General features: G+C 39.1%; 18 protein-coding genes and 1 tRNA gene. 7 read left to right on the top strand and 12 right to left on the bottom strand.

Going from position 1 to position 22,759, the window contains the following annotated elements:
* Positions 1 to 533 precede the first annotated feature (533 nt).
* Both J2Y37_RS14510 and greB read right to left on the bottom strand, forming a co-directional pair.
* A tRNA-Ser gene (locus J2Y37_RS14510) sits at positions 534 to 623 on the bottom strand.
* 96 nt (positions 624 to 719) lie between these two features.
* A complete protein-coding gene (gene greB, locus J2Y37_RS14505) occupies positions 720 to 1,208 on the bottom strand; it encodes a transcription elongation factor GreB (RefSeq protein WP_349033269.1) in 489 nt (162 codons plus the stop codon).
* A 375-nt stretch (positions 1,209 to 1,583) separates the two neighbouring features.
* On the opposite strand from greB, the gene J2Y37_RS14500 reads away from it, so the two are divergent.
* Entirely contained in the window at positions 1,584 to 2,693 is a 1,110-nt protein-coding gene (locus tag J2Y37_RS14500; protein WP_349033268.1) for a transglycosylase SLT domain-containing protein, read from the top strand.
* A gap of 47 nt (positions 2,694 to 2,740) precedes the next feature.
* Here J2Y37_RS14500 and J2Y37_RS14495 read toward each other — a convergent pair whose 3' ends face one another.
* Together J2Y37_RS14495 and ttcA are read right to left on the bottom strand one after the other, a co-directional pair.
* Positions 2,741 to 3,124, bottom strand: coding sequence for an SCP2 sterol-binding domain-containing protein (locus J2Y37_RS14495; RefSeq protein WP_004669116.1), 384 nt, complete (start codon positions 3,122 to 3,124; stop codon positions 2,741 to 2,743).
* Positions 3,125 to 3,321: 197 nt separating this feature from the next.
* The gene (gene ttcA / locus J2Y37_RS14490; protein ID WP_005195634.1) at positions 3,322 to 4,227 is read right to left on the bottom strand and encodes a tRNA 2-thiocytidine(32) synthetase TtcA; all 906 of its coding nucleotides are present in this window, start codon (positions 4,225 to 4,227) and stop codon (positions 3,322 to 3,324) included.
* A gap of 495 nt (positions 4,228 to 4,722) precedes the next feature.
* On the opposite strand from ttcA, the gene J2Y37_RS14485 reads away from it, so the two are divergent.
* Entirely contained in the window at positions 4,723 to 5,604 is an 882-nt protein-coding gene (locus J2Y37_RS14485) for a lytic transglycosylase domain-containing protein (protein ID WP_241324068.1), read from the top strand.
* Positions 5,605 to 5,823: 219 nt separating this feature from the next.
* The gene (htpX, locus tag J2Y37_RS14480; protein ID WP_004669119.1) at positions 5,824 to 6,729 is read left to right on the top strand and encodes a protease HtpX; all 906 of its coding nucleotides are present in this window, start codon (positions 5,824 to 5,826) and stop codon (positions 6,727 to 6,729) included.
* A 150-nt stretch (positions 6,730 to 6,879) separates the two neighbouring features.
* Here the strand turns inward: htpX and J2Y37_RS14475 are convergent, their stop codons facing one another.
* The 4 genes from J2Y37_RS14475 to J2Y37_RS14460 all read right to left on the bottom strand — a co-directional run bounded on the left by J2Y37_RS14475 (position 6,880) and on the right by J2Y37_RS14460 (position 12,575).
* Positions 6,880 to 7,188, bottom strand: coding sequence for a hypothetical protein (locus J2Y37_RS14475; RefSeq protein WP_349033267.1), 309 nt, complete (start codon positions 7,186 to 7,188; stop codon positions 6,880 to 6,882).
* 10 nt (positions 7,189 to 7,198) lie between these two features.
* A complete protein-coding gene (locus J2Y37_RS14470) occupies positions 7,199 to 7,780 on the bottom strand; it encodes a DUF4112 domain-containing protein (RefSeq protein ID WP_005195631.1) in 582 nt (193 codons plus the stop codon).
* Positions 7,781 to 7,853: 73 nt separating this feature from the next.
* The gene (mgtE, locus tag J2Y37_RS14465) at positions 7,854 to 9,191 is read right to left on the bottom strand and encodes a magnesium transporter (protein WP_349033266.1); all 1,338 of its coding nucleotides are present in this window, start codon (positions 9,189 to 9,191) and stop codon (positions 7,854 to 7,856) included.
* A 282-nt stretch (positions 9,192 to 9,473) separates the two neighbouring features.
* Entirely contained in the window at positions 9,474 to 12,575 is a 3,102-nt protein-coding gene (locus J2Y37_RS14460) for an efflux RND transporter permease subunit (RefSeq protein WP_349033265.1), read from the bottom strand.
* 330 nt (positions 12,576 to 12,905) lie between these two features.
* On the opposite strand from J2Y37_RS14460, the gene J2Y37_RS14455 reads away from it, so the two are divergent.
* Together J2Y37_RS14455 and J2Y37_RS14450 are read left to right on the top strand one after the other, a co-directional pair.
* Positions 12,906 to 14,519 (top strand): phosphoethanolamine transferase, encoded by a 1,614-nt coding sequence (locus tag J2Y37_RS14455; protein ID WP_349033264.1) that lies wholly within the window; start codon positions 12,906 to 12,908, stop codon positions 14,517 to 14,519.
* Positions 14,520 to 14,690: 171 nt separating this feature from the next.
* The gene (locus J2Y37_RS14450) at positions 14,691 to 15,842 is read left to right on the top strand and encodes a glycerophosphodiester phosphodiesterase (RefSeq protein WP_349033263.1); all 1,152 of its coding nucleotides are present in this window, start codon (positions 14,691 to 14,693) and stop codon (positions 15,840 to 15,842) included.
* 45 nt (positions 15,843 to 15,887) lie between these two features.
* Here the strand turns inward: J2Y37_RS14450 and pnuC are convergent, their stop codons facing one another.
* Positions 15,888 to 16,463 carry a nicotinamide riboside transporter PnuC gene (gene pnuC / locus J2Y37_RS14445; protein WP_004669128.1) on the bottom strand — a complete coding sequence of 192 codons (576 nt, stop codon included), beginning with the start codon at positions 16,461 to 16,463 and terminating at the stop codon, positions 15,888 to 15,890.
* A 404-nt stretch (positions 16,464 to 16,867) separates the two neighbouring features.
* On the opposite strand from pnuC, the gene J2Y37_RS14440 reads away from it, so the two are divergent.
* The gene (locus J2Y37_RS14440; protein ID WP_349033262.1) at positions 16,868 to 17,818 is read left to right on the top strand and encodes a DMT family transporter; all 951 of its coding nucleotides are present in this window, start codon (positions 16,868 to 16,870) and stop codon (positions 17,816 to 17,818) included.
* Between the two features lie 99 nt (positions 17,819 to 17,917).
* Positions 17,918 to 19,513 carry a CocE/NonD family hydrolase gene (locus tag J2Y37_RS14435; protein ID WP_349033261.1) on the top strand — a complete coding sequence of 532 codons (1,596 nt, stop codon included), beginning with the start codon at positions 17,918 to 17,920 and terminating at the stop codon, positions 19,511 to 19,513.
* A gap of 35 nt (positions 19,514 to 19,548) precedes the next feature.
* On the opposite strand, the gene J2Y37_RS14430 is transcribed toward J2Y37_RS14435, so the two are convergent.
* The 3 genes from J2Y37_RS14430 to J2Y37_RS14420 form a co-directional block, all read right to left on the bottom strand.
* On the bottom strand, positions 19,549 to 19,890 hold the full coding sequence (locus J2Y37_RS14430) for a DUF5713 family protein (RefSeq protein WP_349033260.1): 342 nt from the start codon (positions 19,888 to 19,890) through the stop codon (positions 19,549 to 19,551).
* Between the two features lie 147 nt (positions 19,891 to 20,037).
* Positions 20,038 to 20,958 (bottom strand): pyridoxal-phosphate dependent enzyme, encoded by a 921-nt coding sequence (locus J2Y37_RS14425; protein WP_349033259.1) that lies wholly within the window; start codon positions 20,956 to 20,958, stop codon positions 20,038 to 20,040.
* Positions 20,959 to 21,045: 87 nt separating this feature from the next.
* Positions 21,046 to 22,497, bottom strand: a complete 1,452-nt coding sequence (locus tag J2Y37_RS14420) for a VWA domain-containing protein (RefSeq protein WP_349033274.1) — start codon at positions 22,495 to 22,497, stop codon at positions 21,046 to 21,048.
* Positions 22,498 to 22,759: the final 262 nt, after the last annotated feature.

Below are 22,759 nucleotides of genomic sequence, written 5' to 3'. Positions count from 1 at the left end.
ACATACATTTGATCTTTGATGACTATCCATGCTGATCTCATCAGATAGGCTGTGCCTTTCTAGAAGCACAAACCAATTGACTCAACAATTAGCAGAGGCAAGTGTTACTTTTTTTCAAAAAAAACGACAATGCAAAAATTAAATATTTCATGCAAAAAATGCATAATTTTGAATGTTTTTTGAGTGATATAAATGAAGTAAAATTCAGATTCAAAGCTCAAATAAGCAAGACTTGGTAGATGAAATACGAGTTATATTTATTTGATAAATTAAGTAAATTTTTCACACCTTTTATAACGATCTTGTAAAAAAGCGCTTTAGGATAAACTCGACAATCACGCTTCATGACATGCTAAATCGACTCCCCACTATAAATAATGATTCTGTATCTATAACTATTTATTGGAGAACATCGCCATTCATTTTTTATTTTAATCCGCACTCAAGGATTTGCTCTAATCCATACTTTTGATATGGGCTATAAAAGTATAGATATAAAAAAAGTCCTTGTTTACACAAGGACTTTTTGAATTTGGCGGAAGCGGTGAGATTCGAACTCACGGAGGACTCACACCCTCGTCGGTTTTCAAGACCGGTGCATTAAACCGCTCTGCCACGCTTCCAATGGCGGCTATCATATAAATAAAACCGCGCCTTGGCAAACCTTTTATGCAAAATCATGCATCAAATGATCAAAATAAAATCAACACTCTGTTATTTTAACAATTTTCGTTTTTTTCATAGCGAATTGAGTTGATATACCATACTTTTTTTCCAAGCGGCGTATGTACTTCAACATCATCATCAACGGCTTTACCAAGTAATGCACGAGCCATTGGTGATTCAATCGAAATATGCTGAGGGTGATGATCGTAGATCTCATCAACACCAACGATACGCAATGTTTTCTTCTCACCAGCATCATTTTCGATCTCAACCCAAGCACCAAAATAAACTTTTCCTTCTTGTTCGGGTACATAATCGATGATCTTCAATTCTTCTAGACGTTTTCCCAGATATCGAACACGACGATCAATTTTCCTAAGTATTTGTTTATTATATTGATAATCTGCATTTTCAGACCGATCGCCTAAACTAGCAGCCCAATTTACTTTTTTAGTAATCTCAGGGCGTTCTTCATGCCAGAGCTTTTTTAACTCTGCGACCAACAAATCATGTCCATTACGAGTAATTAAATTTGATTTCATAAGAAAAAAATACGCTAATATAACAGTCTGTTTACAAGTCGTTGCATTGTATTCCTTATTTCAACACCACTAAAGTGTATAAATTTTATTCTTTTTCAAATCATGCGGTTGTGATGAATCTCTCAGTATTTTATTGTTCAAAATTTGACAATCCTATTTTTGCCGCTTATTATGCGCCCCTAAGTTAACTTTTTGTTTATTTTTTATACACTTTGTGAATGATGTGTAACACGAACATCATTTTTCCAGATTAATTCAATGTCATTTTGAATGGCGTCATGATTTGCCCACCCTTATTGAATTTATCAACTTTAAAAAGTTAGAGCATTTTTTTGCTGAACTTTTAGGGCATAAATTACCTGTAGCGGAGACAACATGCACAGTAATTCAAGTTCTGGGTCGAGGCTTAGCCTTAACTCTTTATCTTCCAAACTTCCATTTCAAGCTTTAGCATTAGGTGTGGTCATTCTCCCTTTTAATAGCTTGAGCGCAGAAAAATCACATCAATACAATAGTGTTTTGGCAAGCAATGTATTAACAGTGGTTGCAGTTGAAAATCCAACGATCGTATTTAAAGAAGATCAGTTTTTACATGGTTTTGGCTATGATTTAGCAAGAAACTATGCACAGAGTTTAAATGTAAAGCTCGATTTTAAAACAGTTCCAGATAATGCAACTGCATTAAGATGGATCGCCCAAGGTAAAGCCAATCTGGCCATGACGACAGCGAATCTAAATCAGATTGAAAATAAACAATTGGTTTCTTTTTCAGCAAGTTGTGGCGATCAAGATAGCTTAAGCAAAAATGGTTTAAATCCTCAATTCAATTGGGTGTTTAAACAAGCTGATGATCCACTCACACTGACAGCAAGTGGTTTTATTTGCCAAAGTAAACAACTGGGTACAACACAGCAGCTTGCTTCTTTTTACAACCGCAATGTGGTTAAACCAGAATCTTGGTCAACGATTCAAAAAGATTTGAATCAACGTTTACCCATCTATAAAGCGAGCTTTAAGAAAAGTGCATCTAAATACAATTTAGATTGGCATTTATTGGCAGCAATTGGTTATCAAGAATCTTATCTTAAACCCACTTCAGTGTCGCCTACTGGCGTACGTGGCTTAATGATGCTGACGAATAGTACGGCTCAAGCGATGGGTGTAACCAACCGTGTTGATCCTGTACAAAGCATCCATGGTGGTGCCAAGTATTATGATCTGATGCTGGATCAATTTGCCAATGTTCCCTACCCTGACCGTAACTGGTATGCCTTAGTGGCTTATAATATGGGACCAGGTGCAGTAAGTCAGGCACAGAAACGGATCAAAGCACAAGGTAAAGACCCAAATCAATGGGTAAATTTATATGATTATTTACAGCGTAACCAAGCTAAAAATGGTCGACACAAACAAGCCGTTCAATACGTCAAACGTATTCGTGCTTACTTAGAACACATTAAAACCAGTGATCTAATTAATATTTAAAAATAAAAAAAAGCTTACCGAATGGGTAAGCTTTTTTTTAAAAGAATTTAAGCAGTTTGCTCAAGTACTTTCTTGAATAAGTCTTTTTGTTCTTGGCTTGGCTTAGCCGTTTGTAAAGCCATAAGTTGAGACATATCGCCTTGTACTTTGATTTTACCTGTCATGAACGCCTGCATTGCAGCAGCCATATCAAACTCTAAGAATACTTTACGTAAAGTTTCAGCATCCATGTTTAAAGTTGTTTTAGCCTTGGTTGATAATCCTTTTTGGATTTTACCAGCATCTAAAGCCAACTCTGTATTACCAGCTGCATCTGTTACAACCAAGTTAATTGCCAAATTCGCCAGTGCTGGTGGCAAGTTTAAATCACCTGCTTCAGCAGTAAGTGTATCGACAGTTGCAAACCAATCATCAGTTAAAAATGCAGCCATGATTATTCCTCAAATGTATTTGTTCAATTTCTTGTGCCATCTATCCAGACGACATCACATGAAGCAATTTGCTTGTGCCATGTTATAGCACGTATATTTTATTTTAGGCTATGACTTTTTGTACGTAGGATTCAATTTTTAAAAATTTTATAAAGAAAAGGCACTTAACAAAGTGCCTTTAAAAAATTTCTTACATTTTATTCCGCAGCGAAGCTTAAATTCACCACATCTAGACGATTTTTCAATTCTTCTGGATCTTTCATATCGAACTCACGCTGTTCATCCAAAGCTTCAAAATCAAATAACTCTCGATCAGCCAGCTGCGATGGTGATACATTTTGTAATGCGCCAAAAATACTATGTAAACGTTTAGGGTATTGCTTATCCCACTCACGCAACATGTCATTCAGAATCGCACGCTGTAAATTTTCTTGAGATCCACACAAGTTACACGGAATGATCGGGAACTGACGCATTTCTGCATATTTGATAATGTCTTTTTCTTCAACATAAGCCAAAGGACGAATCAAAATATTCTTTTTATCTGAAGAAAGCAGTTTCGGTGGCATCGCTTTCAAACTACCGCCATGGAATAAGTTCAGAAAGAATGTCGCTAAAATATCATCACGATGGTGACCTAAAGCCACTTTCGTTGCACCAATCTCTTGAGCAAAACCATAGAGTGAACCGCGACGTAACCGAGAGCATACGGCGCAATAGGTCTTACCTTCAGGTGTTAAGCGCTTGGTAATGGTATAGGTATCTTTTTCAAGGATATAATATGGAATATTATTTTCTTCCATATAACGTGGCAAAACATCCTCAGGAAAGCCAGGTTGTTTTTGATCCAGATTAACGGCAACAATATCAAAATTAATCGGCGCAATACGTTTGAATTGCAGCAAGATATCGAGCAAGGTATAACTGTCCTTACCACCCGATACGCATACCATGACTTTATCGCCATCTTCGATCATCTTGTAGTCACGAATTGCATGCCCCACTTGGCGACGTAGTTTTTTCAACAAGCGATAATAGGCCGAACTAGTAGGAAGCTCTGGCTTGAAATTAAATCCTTGGTTGGACTCCACTGGCGCGTACATAGACGTGATTTACTCATAAACAAAATACCGCAAGATTTTATCCCATTCCGAAAAAATGCGCACCTAAAGAATTTTTCAATTTCTCTCAATCGTCATATTTGAGTTTCATACTGGTAAAATTCTGATCAAAAGTTATCAAAATCGTCTAGATTGCTTATATTTCAGACTTCTCCACAGTTTTCCACAAAAACTGTGGATAAAATTGTGGATTTCTTCGCTATTGACAAACTTTTTTTATCTTAGAATAAGGCTTTCAATCAAATTGATCATTTTTTAACCAATCATTTTACTCCATTAAAAACAATAGCTTACATAAGTCAACACTTAAATTTTAAAAAAAATTTAATTTTTTTTTTGCTGAACATTCGAGCAAAAGGACTTGATTTTTTGTTAGACAGTAGAAAAATAAAAAAATGTAGCGAAAGTACTTTTTTGAGATTTTTTTGTTACACTGCTGAAATGAATTAAAGCTCATCTTTTGTGAATATTATAACGATGAACAAAATAACTTATTTTTTTATGTTGTATTTGGGGACAATCGGTTTTTTTAATACAACAGTATCTGCACACGCTGGCCAAACCATCTATCAATTTAAAGATAGCAATGGTACGACACTGCTGACCAATAAAAAGAAAGCAGAATACAGCCATTTAAAAGTGGTTAAAGCAACCTATTATCCCGATAGCAATATCCATAGCTATCGTAATTGGGGCAATAGCGAAGCTTCAGTTCTACCCAGTTATAGCCGTAACCGAAATACTTTCGACCATTTAATCCGTCAAGCAGCACAACAACATGGTGTTTCAGAAGGCTTAATAAAAGCGGTAATGCACACTGAATCTGGTTTCAATGTCAATGCACGCTCACCTGTGGGTGCTCAAGGCTTAATGCAGTTGATGCCAGCGACAGCTAAACGCTTCAATGTCTCGGATGCGTACGACCCTCAGCAAAATATTTTTGCGGGTGCAAAGTATTTAAGCTGGTTACTGAAACGCTTTAAAGGTGATACACGCTTGGCCTTGGCTGCCTATAACGCAGGAGAAGGCAATGTCGATAAATATAAAGGCATCCCCCCATTCCGAGAAACACAGGATTATGTTCGTCGTGTCACTAGTCGTTATCAAAACCTCTATGTATCAGGTTTAGGGACCAATTTATCTCAACCGACAGCTCATTCAACCAATGGGCAAGTGATCGCACAATCGGTTAATTATTCGGGCTCAAATAGCAGTACAAATGCCGAAACCGCATCAACATCAAGACAGTACAATCGACAAATCATCACTTTGGCTGATGGTACTTTTACAGATGCGCCAGCAGGCAGCTACTCCACAGCGAATGCCACTGCTTCTGCACATATCCGTTTAACCGATTAATATGTACATTAAAACAACGATAACTAGCAATTATTTGTTACTTTTTTCACGCTAAAATTAGTTTTAAGTGCTTGTTTCTTTGTAGATTCATTATTTTGTTTGCAAACATGCAATAACAGCTATTTTTTCCCTTGAATTTTTGGGGTTCAACCTGCATATTATTGGGGTGATTTATATTTATAAATCAGATCACTTTTTCTTTATAAGAGGGTTTTCTCAATGATGCGGATTGGTTTGTTCTTGCTAACCAACCTCGCGGTACTGGTTGTAGCTGGCATTATTTTGTCACTCTTCGGTGTCGGTAGTTACCATGGCGCGGGTGGCTTAAATCTAGGCAACCTAATGGTTATCTGCCTTGTCTTTGGTATGGTAGGTTCTTTGATTTCCCTATTCCTATCAAAGTGGATGGCTAAAAAAACCACTGGGACCGAATTAATCGACCCGAATGCACCTCGTAATCAAGCCGAAGCGTGGTTATTACAAGAAGTTGCTCAATTATCCCAACGTGCAGGTATTAAAATGCCTGAAGTTGGTATCTTCCCATCTTATCAATCTAATGCATTTGCAACAGGTTGGAATAAAAACGACGCACTAGTAGCTGTTTCAACAGGTCTATTAGAACGTATGAACAAAGATGAACTTCGTGCTGTACTTGCGCATGAAATTGGTCACGTTGCAAATGGTGATATGGTTACCCTTGCCTTGATCCAAGGTGTAGTCAATGCCTTCGTTATGTTCTTTGCGCGTATTGCTGGGGACTTTATTGACCGTAATGTATTTGGTCGTGAAGATGGCGAAGCGCCAGGAATTGCCTATTTTGCGATTACTATTGCTTTAGATATCGTATTTGGTATCTTGGCATCAACCATCGTGATGTGGTTCTCTCGTCAACGTGAATACCGTGCTGATGAAGCAGGTGCACGTTTGGCTGGTAAAGATGCAATGATTTCTGCACTACTTCGCTTACAAGCAGAATCAGAAATGCCAGATCAAATGCCGAAAGAAATGAAAGCATTTGCAATCGCGGAAGGTAAAGAACAAGGCTTTAGCTTAGCTGCATTGTTCCACACCCACCCAAGCATTGAACAACGTGTTGCTGCATTAAAGCAATTAAACGTTCACTAATCCAAACAGATACACCAATAAAGCCTCCAAGATGGAGGCTTTATTTTTTACAATATCAATGTTTTTAAATATTTCGGATTGATGAATACTAAAAATCAAGCAACCTAGGGTAAATCAGAAATATAAGCTCAAATACAAGAATAAATTACTTTACTCCGAATCATCATCTTCAATTGTTTTTTTCCAATCATTAAAACTTCTAAAAAGCAAAGTTGATGGCAATATCGGGTTAGTTTCATGGTTCCATGTTAAATGAACCTCAGCATATTGATCTTCCTGATTCTCAAAGAAGAATAAAATATCATCCTCTCCCTCTTTTCGGGCAATGGCTACTGCTTTTTTGTCAAAAAGCACATGCCCCAATATAAGCTCACGTTTAAGTTCATTAGAGAATACTGATTCTTTATCTTCTTGTATAAGTACCCAATTTTTCGGCAACTTATCTTTGAGATGACTCATATATTAATCTCTATGAAACAAAAGACTTATACAACTGCCACGCGTAACTCAGGCCAAGCCAAAGTGCAAGTACAAGTAAAATCAAAACGGCGATGCCGAGCAAATCAGGTATCCGCAGCCAAATCCAGCTCACAATCGGATTACGCCAAAATGCTGAGGTTTTCTGTTTTTGCTCTAGAGATTCATGTAAAAATGGATGCACCACATGGATATCACTGTGTACCTGATATTCCTCACGGATATGATTATGCACAATCTCAAGGGTCTTGCGACTTGGCCGAATAAATACGTCAAATAAAGTCCCTACAATCGGTACAAAACCGACCAACATATCTAAGATCGCAAGTTTCACCACGCCATTGAGTTTGTGTTGTGGAACACCCACTTCTCTGGCTTTTTTGAAAGCATATAAAGTCAGAACAAAACCTGCTATATCGCCCGCAAAAGGAATCGTACTCAATGCTGCATCCGCACCGACACCTTGCTTAGTGAACGGAATTCGTACCAAGCTGTCCATCGTATTGGCGAATTTCGCCAAATCACGCTCCACAACGATTGCTTGCTGCTGAGTTAATTTTTTTTGTTCTGACATTTGCCCAACCTTAAACCAAGTTTATAGCTTGATCATAAATACTTTTTAAATCGAGAGGGTATTATTTTTACAACTAAAATAAGATCATAGAAGCAATAAATAGATAGACAATCACTCCAGTCGCATCACATATTGAAGTGACCAATGGCGCTGACGCACTTGCTGGATCTAGCCCAAATCGATTTAGAATAAATGGCAGACTCATACCAATCAAACAGCCCATTAACACGATTCCCATCATACTCAATGCTAAAACCAGTGCGATTAATTCATCTCCACGGAAATAACCCAATAATGATACGGCGATCGCCATCGTGCCACCTAAGCAGAAGGCAACTAAGCTTTCCCGACCGAGCAGCGCAAACCAATCTTTAAATTGCACATCCCCCGTTGCCAAAGCACGTACCATCAAAGTTGAAGATTGAGAACCTGCATTCCCTCCACTACCGACCAGAAGAGGTAAGAAAAAGACCAATACTAGATTTTGTGCAATGACATCCTCGTAATGTGCAATCCCAATCCCAGAAAGCAAACTACCAAATACTAAAAATACCAACCAAAAAACGCGCTTTTGATACAGTTGTAAAATTGGGGCTGTTTTAATGCTCAGTTTCGAAGATGCATTCACCGCACCGACTTTTAAGAAATCTTCAGTTGCTTCTTCACTGGCGACATCCATCGCATCATCATAGGTCACGATCCCGACCATCATGTCTTGATGATCAAGAATTGGGAGTGCCAATAAGTCATATCTTGCGATGGTTTTAGCAACCTCATCTTGATCGGTATCTACATAAGCAGTCAAAACATGGGTAACCATCAGCTCACTAATATTCTGCGTTGCAGGTGCAAGGATCAACTGTTTTAATGACAAAACTCCTAATATTTTTCGTGCATCATCCAATACATAAGCAAAATAAATGGTTTCTGTATCTGGTGCTTCAAGACGCAACATTTTAATTGCATCTTTGACCATAATATTGGGTTTTAAGGTCGCATATTCGGAGCTCATAATCGCCCCTGCTGTTCCCTCTAGATATGATGAAAGTTGACGAATGTCTTCTCTTTCAGCTTGGGCCAGTGCAGGAAGCAATGCTTTTTGTTGTTGTTTATCTAAGCATTTAAAAACATCAGCTCGTTTGTCCGATGACATTTCACCGACGATTTCAGCCAGAATATTTCTTGGCATTGCTTTGGCGAGTTTGACTTGTTCATTTGGCGGAAGATAAGAAAAAACATAAGCTCTATCAGGCAAATGCTTCAATAACAATTGGCTTTGTTCGATTGGAAGCTGCGTCAAAAGATCAGCAATATCAACTGCGGGGAAAGTTTCAAGCGATGCAAGTGCAAGTTCAACATGGTTTTTTTCTAATGCATCTTGCAATAAATATAAAAAGTTGTTGTAGCTCATCTCTACCTCTTCACTACAATAGATCAGCAATGAAGAGTTAGACACAGCATATTATTTTACTGTCGAATAACGACCTTCATTCTGATTTTTATGAAAATAATGTGTAATTCGTAATAAACTACAACTCTGCGTGTCCATTTAGGCAATTAATCCTCAATTAACCGTTTATACGGCGCGTGCATAGTAAAGGCTTGAGTCAAGCGGACGCAAGCCTTTATCTACATGGAATATGTGATTTTTTGTTTCTATCAAAAATATTTAAGCGCAAAAATATTTAAAAACTCAACTCACTGCAACGGTTTTTCCTTTAAAAATTGATCTGATCAACACATACATTAAAGGAATGAAAATAAGAACAAGCACTGTGCCAAAGACAACACCACCAAAAACACTATAGCCAATGGCTTGACGGCTGAGTGCCCCTGCACCTGTCGAGAACATTAATGGAATCACCCCAGCACCAAATGCAATCGAGGTCATGAGGATCGGACGTAAACGTAGTCCAGCAGCATAAAGCGCAGCATCAAGAACATTGCGTCCCCGCTGTTGTAAACTAGCTGCAAACTCAACCATTAAGATGGCATTTTTACAAGACAACCCAATTGTGGTGAGCAATGCGATCTGAAAGTAAATATCATTGGCAAAACCAAACCAGTAACTAAATAAGATCGTCCCCCCGATACCGAGCGGAATAGCCGCCATGACCACCGAAGGGATAGACCAGCTTTCATATAAAGCAGCTAGGCACAAGAAAATAAAAGCAATCGAAATCAAATATAACCAAATCGCTTGATTACTTGATTGCTGTTCTTGATAGGATAGACCACTCCACGCCAATCCCACTTCAGGCATTTGTGCCACAATATTTGCCATTGCTCGCATGCCTTGACCACTACTAAAACCACTGGCGGCATCTGCTTCTAATTCAATCGCTGGATAGCCCATAAAACGTTCCAACAAGGGTGGTGCGCCCTGCCATTCAACTTGGCTAAATTGAGTAAAGGGAATCATCTGTCCTTGTGCATTTTTCACGTGCCAAAAACTCAAGTCTTCAGGTTTAGAACGATAAGGTGCATCCCCTTGTAAATAAACACGTTTGATTCGACCACGATCAATAAAATCATTGATATAGCTTCCACTCCAAGCCGTCGAGATCGTACGGTTAATCTCATTGATATTTAAACTGTGTAGCATCGCAGTACGATGATCAATCTTAATATTGAGAACAGCCTGATCATCATTGCTTTTTTTATCAAGGTTTTCGATGCTATTTAATGCATTGCCCTGCTGTTGAAGATTTTCAAAAGACCGAATTAGGCTATCTCGCCCAGAGCCTTGGGTATCTTGTAGCCAAAAATTGATTTTGTCAGAATTGCCCAACCCGCGTATGACCGCAGGCATCAATACCATAATACGTGCCTGATTATTCTGAGCAAAATGCTTCATGGCACGTGCACGAATTTCTTGTGCACTATTTTTCACACCTGGACGATCATCCCAATGTTTCAAAGAAACAAAGGCTTGCCCTAGGTTTTGACCTGAGCCTGAGAAGTTGCGTCCATGTATCACCATGATGCCATTTAAATTATCTTTTTCTTCTGCCAAGAAATAGTCTGAAATTTGTTTGCCGATAACTTGGGTTTGACTCATCGGCGTGCCTTCAGCTAGGCGAAACTGAACACCCAAGATCCCCTGATCTTCTTGCGGTAAAAAACTGGTGGGTAATTCACGATAGGTCCAAGCAAAAGCACCAACCAAAAACAATAAAGCGACAAGCGACAGAAATTTAAGCTGTATCACCTTTTTGGCGACATTCAGATAAAAACTTCGAACACGATCTAATCCGCGCTCAAAGTACACGGCCCATTTGGCTTTCTGTTGCTGTGGTTTTAATAAAATCGCACATAAAGCAGGGGTAAGAATCAATGCCACCAGCAATGATAAAGACATCGCTGCGACTAAAGTAATCGAAAATTGGCGATAAATAATCCCCGTTGCACCGGTAAAAAATGACATTGGGATAAATACTGCTGTCAATACTAAGGTAATCCCAACCAATGCCCCGCTAATTTCTTGCATAGACTGAATACTGGCTTGTTTGGCATCCAGCTTCTGCTCATGCATGATCCGTTCAACATTTTCAACCACAACGATTGCATCATCCACCAACAACCCAATCGCAAGCACCATTGCAAATAGCGTCAAGGTGTTAATGCTCATTCCCAATACAGCAAGCACTGCAAAAGTCCCTAAAATCACCACTGGAACCGTTACCGCAGGGATCAAGGTTGCTCGCCAATTCTGTAAGAAAAGGAACATCACCAGTACAACCAAAATGATCGCTTCAACCAGTGTGGTCACCACCTGAGACATTGATTCTTTTACAAAGGGAGTATCATCACGTGGATAGACCACGAAATAACCTTCAGGCAATCCTTTTTTTAACCGTTCTATTTCTTGGTAAACTAAATCCGCAGTTTGCATCACATTGGCGCCCACAGCCAATGAAACTGAAAGCCCCGAAGCGGGATAACCGTTGATCCGGTTAAAAATCTGATAGTTTTCTGCACCAATCTCGACTCGGGCAATATCTTTTAGATAGACCATGCCGCCATCGCTATTTGCTTTGAGAATAATGTTTTCAAATTGTTCAGGCGTACGCAATAAAGAGCCTGAGGTGACTTTGGCATTTAAATATTGATCATCTACACTCGGTAACTGCCCAATCGCACCTGCTGCCACTTGAGCATTCTGATTTTCTAAAGCCGTACGGACTTCACTGACACTGAGTTGGTATTGTTGTAATTTTTTAGGATCCAACCAAATACGCATCGCGTACTGTGAGCCAAAAACACTGATTTCCCCAACACCTTCGAGACGACTCAGATTTAACTCAAAATGATTGGTTAAATAATCAGAGATATCGATATTGGTGGAACGTCCAGAAGCATCGGCTAAGCCAATGACCATAAAAGAATCACTGAGCGATTTGCGAACATTCACCCCCTGTCTTTGTACGTCGGCTGGTAAACGATTGATTGCACCATTAATTGCATTTTGAACTTGCACTTGCGCCTGATCAGGATCAGTGCCTTGCGCAAAAAACAAACTAATCCGACTGTTACCATTAGCATCACTACTTGAACTAAAATAAAGAAGATGGTCAATTCCTTTAATTTGTTGTTCTAAGACTTGCGTAACACTGTCTTCAACCGCTTGTGCATCTGCACCACTATAATTGGTAGATACAGTGATTCTAGGCGGAGCAATATCGGGATAGCGTTCTACAGGTAAATTTAGAACAGCAAGTAACCCAACAGCCATCACGATAATCGCTAAGACACCTGCAAAAATGGGACGATCAATAAAAAATTTAGATAACATGGCTGTTCATTCCATTCCTGAAACAGTCAATTTGTCAAAAAGATAGATAAAATTGGCAAATATAAACGCTGATCATTACTGAGCCAATAAGGAAACACTATCCCTATTAACATATCATTGCAAAAAGCCAGAATTACGAAGAAATTATGGATTTTTCACGCACATTAAAACAGATCCATAGCAAAATAAACTGATTAAATTCAAACAACTAAAAAAATGAGAAATTGAAATTACTTTGCGATCAATGAGTTCCTAAATTCAGATTGACAACAGCGAATCTAAAACCGATAGTAGCACGCTTATTGCGCTCCCTAATCTTATTAAACATCTATGAAGGTCACTCTGAAGAACTTTAATATTCTCTTATTCATTTTGCTACCAGCTCTGATTACTGGCGGCTTATTAATTTTTTCAGGTAACTTGTCTGATGGCTTAAGACTTGGTTTTTTATCACTACCCGGTGCGATTTTTTTATATTTGGCAGCCATTCAAAATAAAAAATCTTGGTATATTCTGTCCATCATTTGGTGGCTGATTTTCTGGTTCGACTCACTGTTACGCTCCAGTACTTGGATTTTATTTAGCAGCGACAATGAAGCCTATTTTATTATTGAAGCGATTGCGAATACCAGTTATACCGAAACTTGGGAGTTTTTTCAGCTTCACGCGATCAGCATTATCGCTGTGCTGGTAGGTTTAGTTTCGCTGACGATCGCCTATCACTATATTGCATTTAAGTATTTAAAAACTGAAAACTTCAAACAACTTTGGCACAGCCATTTTTATCGTGCATGGATCATCTTTTTGGTCCTTCTTACTTTGACTTGCTATCTAATGAAACCATCACGTAACGTTCATCCGATTGTATTTTGGAGTAATTATCAGGAAAAAATTGAAAATTTCAGAGATCGAATCACAAAACATAAAGATGTTCACCATCAATGGGATCGTAGTGCGAAACAAAATCTAATCGTTGTAGATCCAACTAGACAGAAGCAAACCCATGTATTGGTCTTGTCTGAAAGTATTACCAGTCTTGATCTCGGCCTATGTGGTTATACGCGAGACACCACACCAGAACTTTCAAAAAGAATCAACCAAATTAAAGTGTTTTGTAATGCTTTTTCACCATCGCCCTCAACCATTAATGCATTACGAGTACTCTTAACTGAAAGTCCTGCGTCTGAACATGATCGTTACTCACCCGAAAGCATACTTGCTTATGCAAAAGCAGCGGGTTATAAAATTTACTGGCTCAGCAATCAAGATGATATTTACCTTTCCTCATTGTTCGGTTCTTATGCGGATAAAGCCGTGTATAAAAATACACGTTCTGGGCGTAGCAGCAGCTCTTTAGATGAAAATCTCATCCCTGCTTACGTGCAAGCGCTTGCAGACCCTGAGCCTAAAAAGTTAATCATTCTTCATATGATTGGCACACACCCAAACTATAAAGAACGCTATCCTGCCGCTTTTAATAAATTTAGCGCTGACAGTAATGATGCGGTCGAAATGCTACTCAAGAAAAATGATATTGATCCATGGATACGTTCTATGCGTAACCACTACGACAATGCGATCTTGTATCAAGACAGTTTATTGGCTCAGATTTTAGATAAACTTATCGCTGAAAAGAACCAAGACTTTAGATCATTTACCGTTGTTTCAGATCACGGTAATGAAGTTGGTCATGAGATGGATTATGCCGGACATAGTCCAAATACCAAGGCTGGTTATCAAGTTCCAGTCATTATGTGGTATGACCATATGCCATCAACAGGTGTAGATCGAACTCAAACCATCAACACCGCTGAACTCGATAATAATCTCATGCAAATCATGGGACTCAAAGATAAATATGCTCCGCCTCAGTCATACTGGCTGGACCAAAACAATCACTTTAGCCCTGAAATCAATTGGCCCTATTGGGAAAAAAAGCATTAGATTTTGATTGATAGAACATTCTTTTTAACATTGAGTAAAATTAGATACTCAATTTCGATTGTTTTATCTAAAAATTATTTGTAATTTCATCAAACGATCATCTCTTTGTCATCCATTTGATAAATTCAATCAGCACACTAACGACTCAAATAAAAACACATGAGTTTATGTATGTTAAAGCAAACAGTCGCGAGTCTCTGTCTGATCGGCCTTGTGGGTTGTAACAATGATGACAATGCTTCATCCAATTCCAATCAACCACAATATCAATTGCCACAAATTTTAGTGGTCGGACATCGTGGTGCAAGTGCGCTTCGACCTGAACATACCCTTGAGGCCTATCAAAAAGCGATTGATGATGGCGCGGATTTTATTGAACCTGATCTGGTCTCAACCAAAGATGGAGTCTTGATCGCTCGCCATGAAAATGAAATCAGTGGTACCACCAATGTTGCCAGCCTGCCAGAATTTGCCGATCGTAAAACCACGAAAATCATTGACGGCGTCACTTTTGAAGGTTGGTTCACCGAGGACTTTAGCCTCAAAGAATTACAACAACTTAAAGCACGTGAACGTATTCCACAATATCGACCAGCCAATCAACAATACAACGATTTATATAGTATACCGACCTTAGAGCAAATCATTGAACTGGCTGAAGCACATTATAAAAAAACAGGTAAAATCATTGGTTTATATATCGAAACCAAACACCCAACTTTTTTCCAAAAACAGAATTTGGTAATGGAAGATACATTACTAAAAACATTAGCCAAATATAAATATAGCCGTGACATTGCTCCGATCTATTTACAATCATTTGAAGTGGGCAATTTAAAATATTTAAAAAACCAGTTGGACTTACATAAAAGTGTCAAACATGCACAGTTAATTCAACTTTATGATAATAAATCAAAAAAACCTGCAGATTATGATGACCAAAATATTTCAACTACTTATGCAGATATGGCAACCATAGATGGACTAAAGGCTATTGCTAAATATGCCGATGGTGTTGGTCCATGGAAAGAGACTTATATTTTCGAAGATAAAGATACCCTAAAAAAACCAACCTCTTTTATAAAAGATGCACATCAAGCGGGTTTAAAAGTACATCCTTATACTTTCCGCCCTGAGAACAACTTCCTGCCAGCTTCCTTAAAATGTAGCATCGACCCAGCTAAAGCAGCCGAGCGTTGTCCAACAGGATCAATCAAAGAATTACAGCTTTATTTCAAAGCAGGTGTGGATGGTGTATTTGCGGATGATCCAGCGATTGCACGTCAAGCAGTAAAAGAATATCTCGCAACACCGTCTAAATAATCGAATCACTCAATCATAAGGACAGCCCAACTCGGCTGTCCTTATTTATGCTTGTTTCATCAACTGCTTTCGTTGCACCTGTTGCCACTGCCACCAACCATAAGTCGCCAAGCCCACAAATGCGGCATATAAAGCTGCTGTTAAAAACAGTTCTTTGTAAATAAACATGCCCACATAAACAATATCCACAAAGATCCAAAGTAGCCAAGTTGCAATATGTTTTTGGCTGGTCCAATAGGTTGCAAGTAAACTAAATGCAGCAAGCTGAGAATCTAACATCGGTACAGCAGCATCCGTAAAATGCTTTAAAATGAGACCCAATAATAATCCGCCCATTGCAGCCAAACACATTTGAACAATTGCCATTTGAATGCCGATCGGCTCAATCCGAATCTCATGGTCTTGACGTTTACCTTTTAACCAAAAATAAAAACCATAGCAATTGAATGCGATAAAGAAGAATTGCAGAATGGTTTCGGCATACAATTTATAGGTGAAAAAAAGATAAGCATACAATGCACAAGCCAAAATATTGAAACCCCAACACCACATATGACGTTGAATGGTCAAGGTGACACCGATAATACTCATCAAGACGGCAATGATTTCTAAAGGAGACAAGGGAAAACTTCTGTTTAAATATCGAATACTGTCATTATGAAAAGATCTTAAATTTAAGCAACTATAAATCTTCAAGCTGCATTGATATATTTTCAAGCTTATTGAGAACAATGACTATTTTTTATTCAGACCTTATGCTATAAAAATCTTAAGCTTATTTTTAATATAACTCGCATGAACAAAGTACCCGCTCTAGATCTTGCATGTATCGCAGATTGCATTCTCGCCAATGTAACGTGGCGACGTGTCTGCATGTCTATACGAGGAGGCTTTGCAATGTTATTTGACCCGATGATGCGTTAAAAAATAACATTACATGAAACATAGGTCGCCTCAATGGCGGCCTTTTTTTCGCCCTGAATTCTGGACCTTCAAACCTACTGTTGTTTTTACTGGAGCACCCCATGTCACAATTGCATGAAAAAAGTTTTATACCCACGCCACAGATACAACCGACTGTCGCCTCTACTTCCCCACGCCCAGCGCCAGTCGGTCAATTTATTGCAGTTGTTCTGATTTGGTCATTTACCCCGTTAGCAGCGGTATGGACAGTGCAAGATATTCATTGGGCTTGGGGTTTGTTTCTACGATACAGTCTCGCCATTCCACTTACCTTTGTTTGTCTGTTTTACTTTGGACTCAAACTCAGCATAAATTTCAAAGCAATCACCAGTTATACAGCAGGTGCAATTGGGTTATTTGGTTCTATGACTTTTTGTTATATGGGCGCGACACGTGTGCCATCGGGTATGATTTCAATTATTTATGGCACAGCACCATTATGGTCGGGTTTGATAGCGGTCTTTATTTTAAAACGTGAACACTTTCATCCACGTCAATGGTGCGGTTTAATTCTGGCCTTTCTCGGCTTAATACTGACAATGGGTTTAGCTACAGATGATATTCAGCACGATATGCTCGGCATTGCCTATGAAATTATTGCGGTTTTGCTATATGTACTCTCGATGTTAGCCGTTGCAAAAGTAGGTGCAGAGGTTCATCCAATCACTCAAACCGCTGGCTCGACCTTAATTTCATGGATCGGCTACCTCTGTTTATTACCCTTTTTTATCTCAGAAATTCCAACACAACTGCCAAGTCCACAAGCCACTATGGCATTGCTGTATAGCGCATTATTTTCCTCAGTCCTTGCTATGATTTTTTATTATCATTTAATTCAAAAACTGAATCCGACCACAGTGATGCTCATCATGATCATAACTCCTGTATTGGCAACACTTTGGGGAATCACGCTCAACCATGAGCCACTCAGTTCACATTTAATTATGGGCTTGATATGCCTATGCTGTGGTCTATTTTTATATGCATATCGCAAGCAATCACCGAATGTATAAGACAGTAAAACCGATAGATCAGTAAAATGATCTATCAGTTTAGATTATAGTATCTGATCATTAGACTTCTCAAAGATTTATTCAAGGATGAAAGAATCTATGCGTACTTACCTTTTATGGATATTTTTGAGCTTTGCGTTGATCATACAAGGTTGTGCTTATCACTCACCGACGCCCATTCACGCGCATCAGAAAACAGTCGAGTTAAAGCAGCGTTATTATCAGGCCAAAACCATCAGCTCGGATGGAACAGTGTTGGCTTTTACTGTCTATCAGCCGCATTTAAAAGTTGGACAAACAGCACCTTTACTCATACATACCCATGGCTTTGGTTTATCTCGGATGAAGCGTCCTGAACTGAGTTTATATGGCTTTCTATTGCCTACTGGACAAGTCGCCAAAACTGCATGGAAACAAGGCTATTGGGTGATTAGTTATGACCAGCGAGGACATGGTAATAGTCAAGGTAAAATCCGTCTGGCTGATCCAGATAAAGAAGCACAGGATGTGATTAGCATCATGAACTGGGCTGAAAAGCATCTGCCTCAATTGGCAGAAAACCAAAACGGCGTTCGTGCTGGCATGATCGGTGAGTCTTATGCAGGTGGCGTACAGTATCTCGCATCGGCATTGGACCCACGCTTACAAGCGATTGTTCCGATTACCACTTGGTATGATCTCATAAATAGTCTTGCGCCAAATGGTGTTCCTAAAAGCAACTGGATTGGTTTCTTAAATTTAATCGGCGATTGGTGGAATTGGAATAAATTTGACCCCGAACTTAAACAAGCCTATCGAGAAACACAACAAGGGCAACTCAATGCCTCATCTTATGATTTTCTAAAAACACATCAAGCACGCTGGTTTTGTGAACATGACCAAGCACCTCAAGCAGACGCACTGATTATTCAGGGGTTTAGAGATATATTATTCCCGTTCAATGAAGGCGTAAAAGCCGCTGAATGTATCAAACAGGCGCGGCACAAAGTCCATTTAATCGGGGTACAAGGCGGACATCTGCAACCATTGGCACAACAATCGCCATCAGGTCAAACACCTTTTTGGTATATCGGAAAATCTGTGCGTTGTAGCGACAAACAAGACCATAACTTGCAAGATACGATCTTAATGTGGTTCGATCAGAAGTTAAAAGATAAAACACCAAAAATGAAACTGCCTGAATTATGCGTGGATCATAGCCCAGTCACACATCTCACTGATTTAAACCCAACCACCTCCTACACACTAAATAGAACATGGATCGCAGCAACCACAACCCAAGCTGTATTTGTCCCGATTCATGTGGCACAGCAAGTTACGCATATCACTGGTGCGCCTCGCTTAAGCTTAAATGTCGAAGCAAAAACTGAATCAAGTGACCCCGTGCTATTTATATCTGTTGCAGTAAAATCTAAAGAAACGGGAAAATATGTTGTTTTAAATGAACAAACTTCCCCTTTTAATCAAGGCAGAAAACAAATTTATGATCAGATTACCTTAGACTTAGCAGATCGCAATAAATCACTACAAAGCATTGAGCTACCGAGTATAAATGGGGAGCTGAAACAGGGTGATACCTTGGGTTTACTGATCAATAGCGAAAGTATTTATTATCAAAAGTTTCAACAAGCTAAAATAGAAGCGTGGATTTCAGGACAAATTATTTTACCCAAACTATGGATAGATGCTCATTAGAAATTTTATTTGAAACTGAAGATCGAGAGTGACATCTACCACTCTCGATTCACAATTAATTCTTCCATTTCAATATCGAAATAACCCGCTTCTTGCACGATCATCATCATTGCTTCAGCAATATAATCCGCCGCAGCATCATCTAAAGATGAATCTAGCTCTTCGAACTGCGGTTTCATTTCATTAATTTCGATGATAGTCCGATTCGCAAAACGATAAATCTCAGTTTCAGATAAGCCAGAACGACTGACTTTTTTTGCGAACTGATGTATATGTTGTTTGAGTTCAGCAACCAGAATATCAGGATAATATTCATCATCAAACATGGGGAGGAGTAAATTTTCAAACATAAAAATAATATGCCAATAAAACGCCATGCTTATACCACAATCCCGCAAAAATCACGATATTTAGGCATAAAAAAAGCGGTTTTTCCGACCGCTCTAGATCAATTTACCTTATTCGAATTCAACATCTCCCATTGTGGGGATAAGGAAAAATATTGCTAAAGCTAATTGATACATTTACACCACTGTTTCTACAGAAAATTGCTCAGCATATTTTGTAAGCTGTTCAAAGGTAATAGATGCGCCACCACATACGATCACCAGTACATCTTCTGTTGGTGCAAAACTAATTTTTTTATCATACAAAATGGATAATGTTGCGCCACAAGCAGGCTCAACCAATGTTCGATGATCATCTAAAAATTTCAGACATGCAGTTACCGCATCTTGATCCGAAACCGTCATACCTTGAACATTTTCACTTTGCGAAATGAGAAATGCATTTTCACAGACTTGTTTTGCTGCAAGTGTTGTTGCAATCCCCGTCACTTCATCTAACTTTATATGCTTGCCCATCTTCATTGCGGTATTCAAAGAAGCTGTTCCATCCGTTTCAATCGCATAAATTGGAATATCTAGATGATTCCGTTTTAAACCTTGATGAATTCCAGAGATTAAACTACCACCTCCTACTGATAAAATGACAGCATTCGGATAGATGCCGTCTGCAACGACTTCATCAATAATCGTTGCAACACCATCCCATAAATATTGATCATCGAAGGGATGGATATAAACAGCCTCATCATTCACCAATGAAAGTGCCAGTTCATTGGCCTCCACCCAAGACTCACCTTGGACAATCACCTCGGCTTCTTGTTGCAGCATTAAATCAATCGCTTTTTGCGAAGTCGTTTTAGGCACAATAACAGTGACAGGGATATTAAGTACTTTTCCCATATAAGCGACTGAAATACCTGCATTGCCACCAGAAGAGCTAATGAATTTCTTTGCCCCTTTTTCTACGTATTTTAGACAAGCATTGCCGATACTTCTTTGTTTAAAAGAACCTGTAGGCTGAGCAGACTCCATTTTCAACCAGACATTACAGTTATTGAGTTCGCTTAATTCACTTGATCTAATTAATGGTGTTTTCATCGTGATTGTTATTCCATCCTGCTATAAACATGTACCATTCATGGTCGGTTAACTCATCGTTACCGACCACTTTTATAACATGAATATTCAATCTTTTTTAGCGCTTAAACTTTTAGCAATTTTAGCAAGTTCGACAAACTCCTCACGCATTTGATACGGGTCAGGTTGAGCAGACTGTTGTGCCAGTTGAATAATCTGATCCCATCCGACTGAACCATTGTATTGCCCACCTTTGAGTTGTTGGGCATAAGAGGCAACAGCGACCGCAAAACGAGTATCACTATGCGCTTGGGCAAGCGGTTTACTGCCCATTTTCACGGCTTGATTCAATAAAATGCTCTTGTCTTGATTCGGTAGCTTATAGCGTAAATTCACAAAAGCGTATTCTGATTTTTTAGCGGCATCGGGCTTTGTTTGTGCTTGATAGCGTGAGTCATTTAACCAGCCCTGCTGACCCACGGGAATAATTTCATAAAATGCGGTCACACGATGCCCTGCACCGATATCCCCCGCATCTACTTTATCATTATTAAAATCTTCTTGTTTCAACATGCGATTTTCATAACCAACCAGACGATACTCTTTGACCGTTGCAGGATTAAACTCGACCTGAATTTTTACATCTTGCGCAACCGTTGCAAGTGTCGATGAAAGCTGACGCTGTACTACTTTTTTGGCCTCATTTTTATTGTCGATATAGCTATAATTGCCATCTCCTGCATCAGCCAATTGTTCCATTAACTGTTCGTTATAATTTCCAGTACCAAAACCCAGCGTTGTTAAAGAAATACCACTTTTGCGCTTTTCAGCCACCATGCCTTTCAAAGTACTAAAATCGGTGATTCCCACATTAAAATCGCCATCGGTGGCTAAGAGAATACGGTTAATGCCATTTTTCACAAATGCCGTCTCAGCTTGCTGATATGCCAGTTGGATCGCTCGCTCACCTGCGGTTGCACCATCTGCTTTTAATGCATTAATGACACTTAAAATCTTATCTTTTTGATCACCTGAAGTCGGTTTAAGCACCAGTTTTTCACCACTGGCGTAGGTAATAATCGTGACTTTATCTTGTGGTCGTAATTGTTCAGTCAACAAGCGTAATGTTTGCTTCACCAATGGCAACTTATCTGGCGCACTCATACTCCCCGATACATCTACAAGGAAAACTAAATTTGCAGGTGGCAGTTGTGCAAGTGCTAAATCCTTGGCCTGAATCCCGATTTTGATGAGTTTGGCATTTTGTTTCCATGGTGAATCTACTGTTTCAGTGGTCACAGAAAATGGATGCACACCTACAGGCTGTGGATACTGATAATCAAAATAATTCAGCATTTCCTCTACGCGCACAGCATCTACAGGTGGTAAGCGTCCGTTATTTAAAAAACGGCGAGTATTACTATAACTACCTGTATCGACATCTATACTAAAGGTGGAAATAGGTTGCTGGCTCACACGAACAACAGGGTTGACTTCATTTTTTTGGTACTGCTCTGTATCTTGTTCTAGGCGCTGCTGTTCCGATATGGGGATAGGCATAACAGCCTGTGCAAAACGTGGTGCTTGCGCCAGTTCATATACTCCCACCCCGATCATATGTTGCTGAGAACTCGACATCGGTTGGCAAGCTGCGATCATACAACCGAGTAAGGAAAGTGAAAATATTTTTGTGCCTTGATACATTTTATAATTCCCAAGTTTTATTTTGTCTTTTCAAATGAATAGCGGTATTCAAATTGTTGTATGCAAAAATAAAGATTCATCGTATTTAAATGTATCCCTAGTTCCACCCTTTCTCTGT

It is taken from the genome of Acinetobacter sp. 3657, assembly GCF_031456775.1.
Taxonomy (GTDB): Bacteria; Pseudomonadota; Gammaproteobacteria; order Pseudomonadales; family Moraxellaceae; genus Acinetobacter.
The sequence above is the reverse complement of the archived record's forward strand: the minus strand, read 5'-3'. Positions and strand labels throughout refer to the sequence as shown.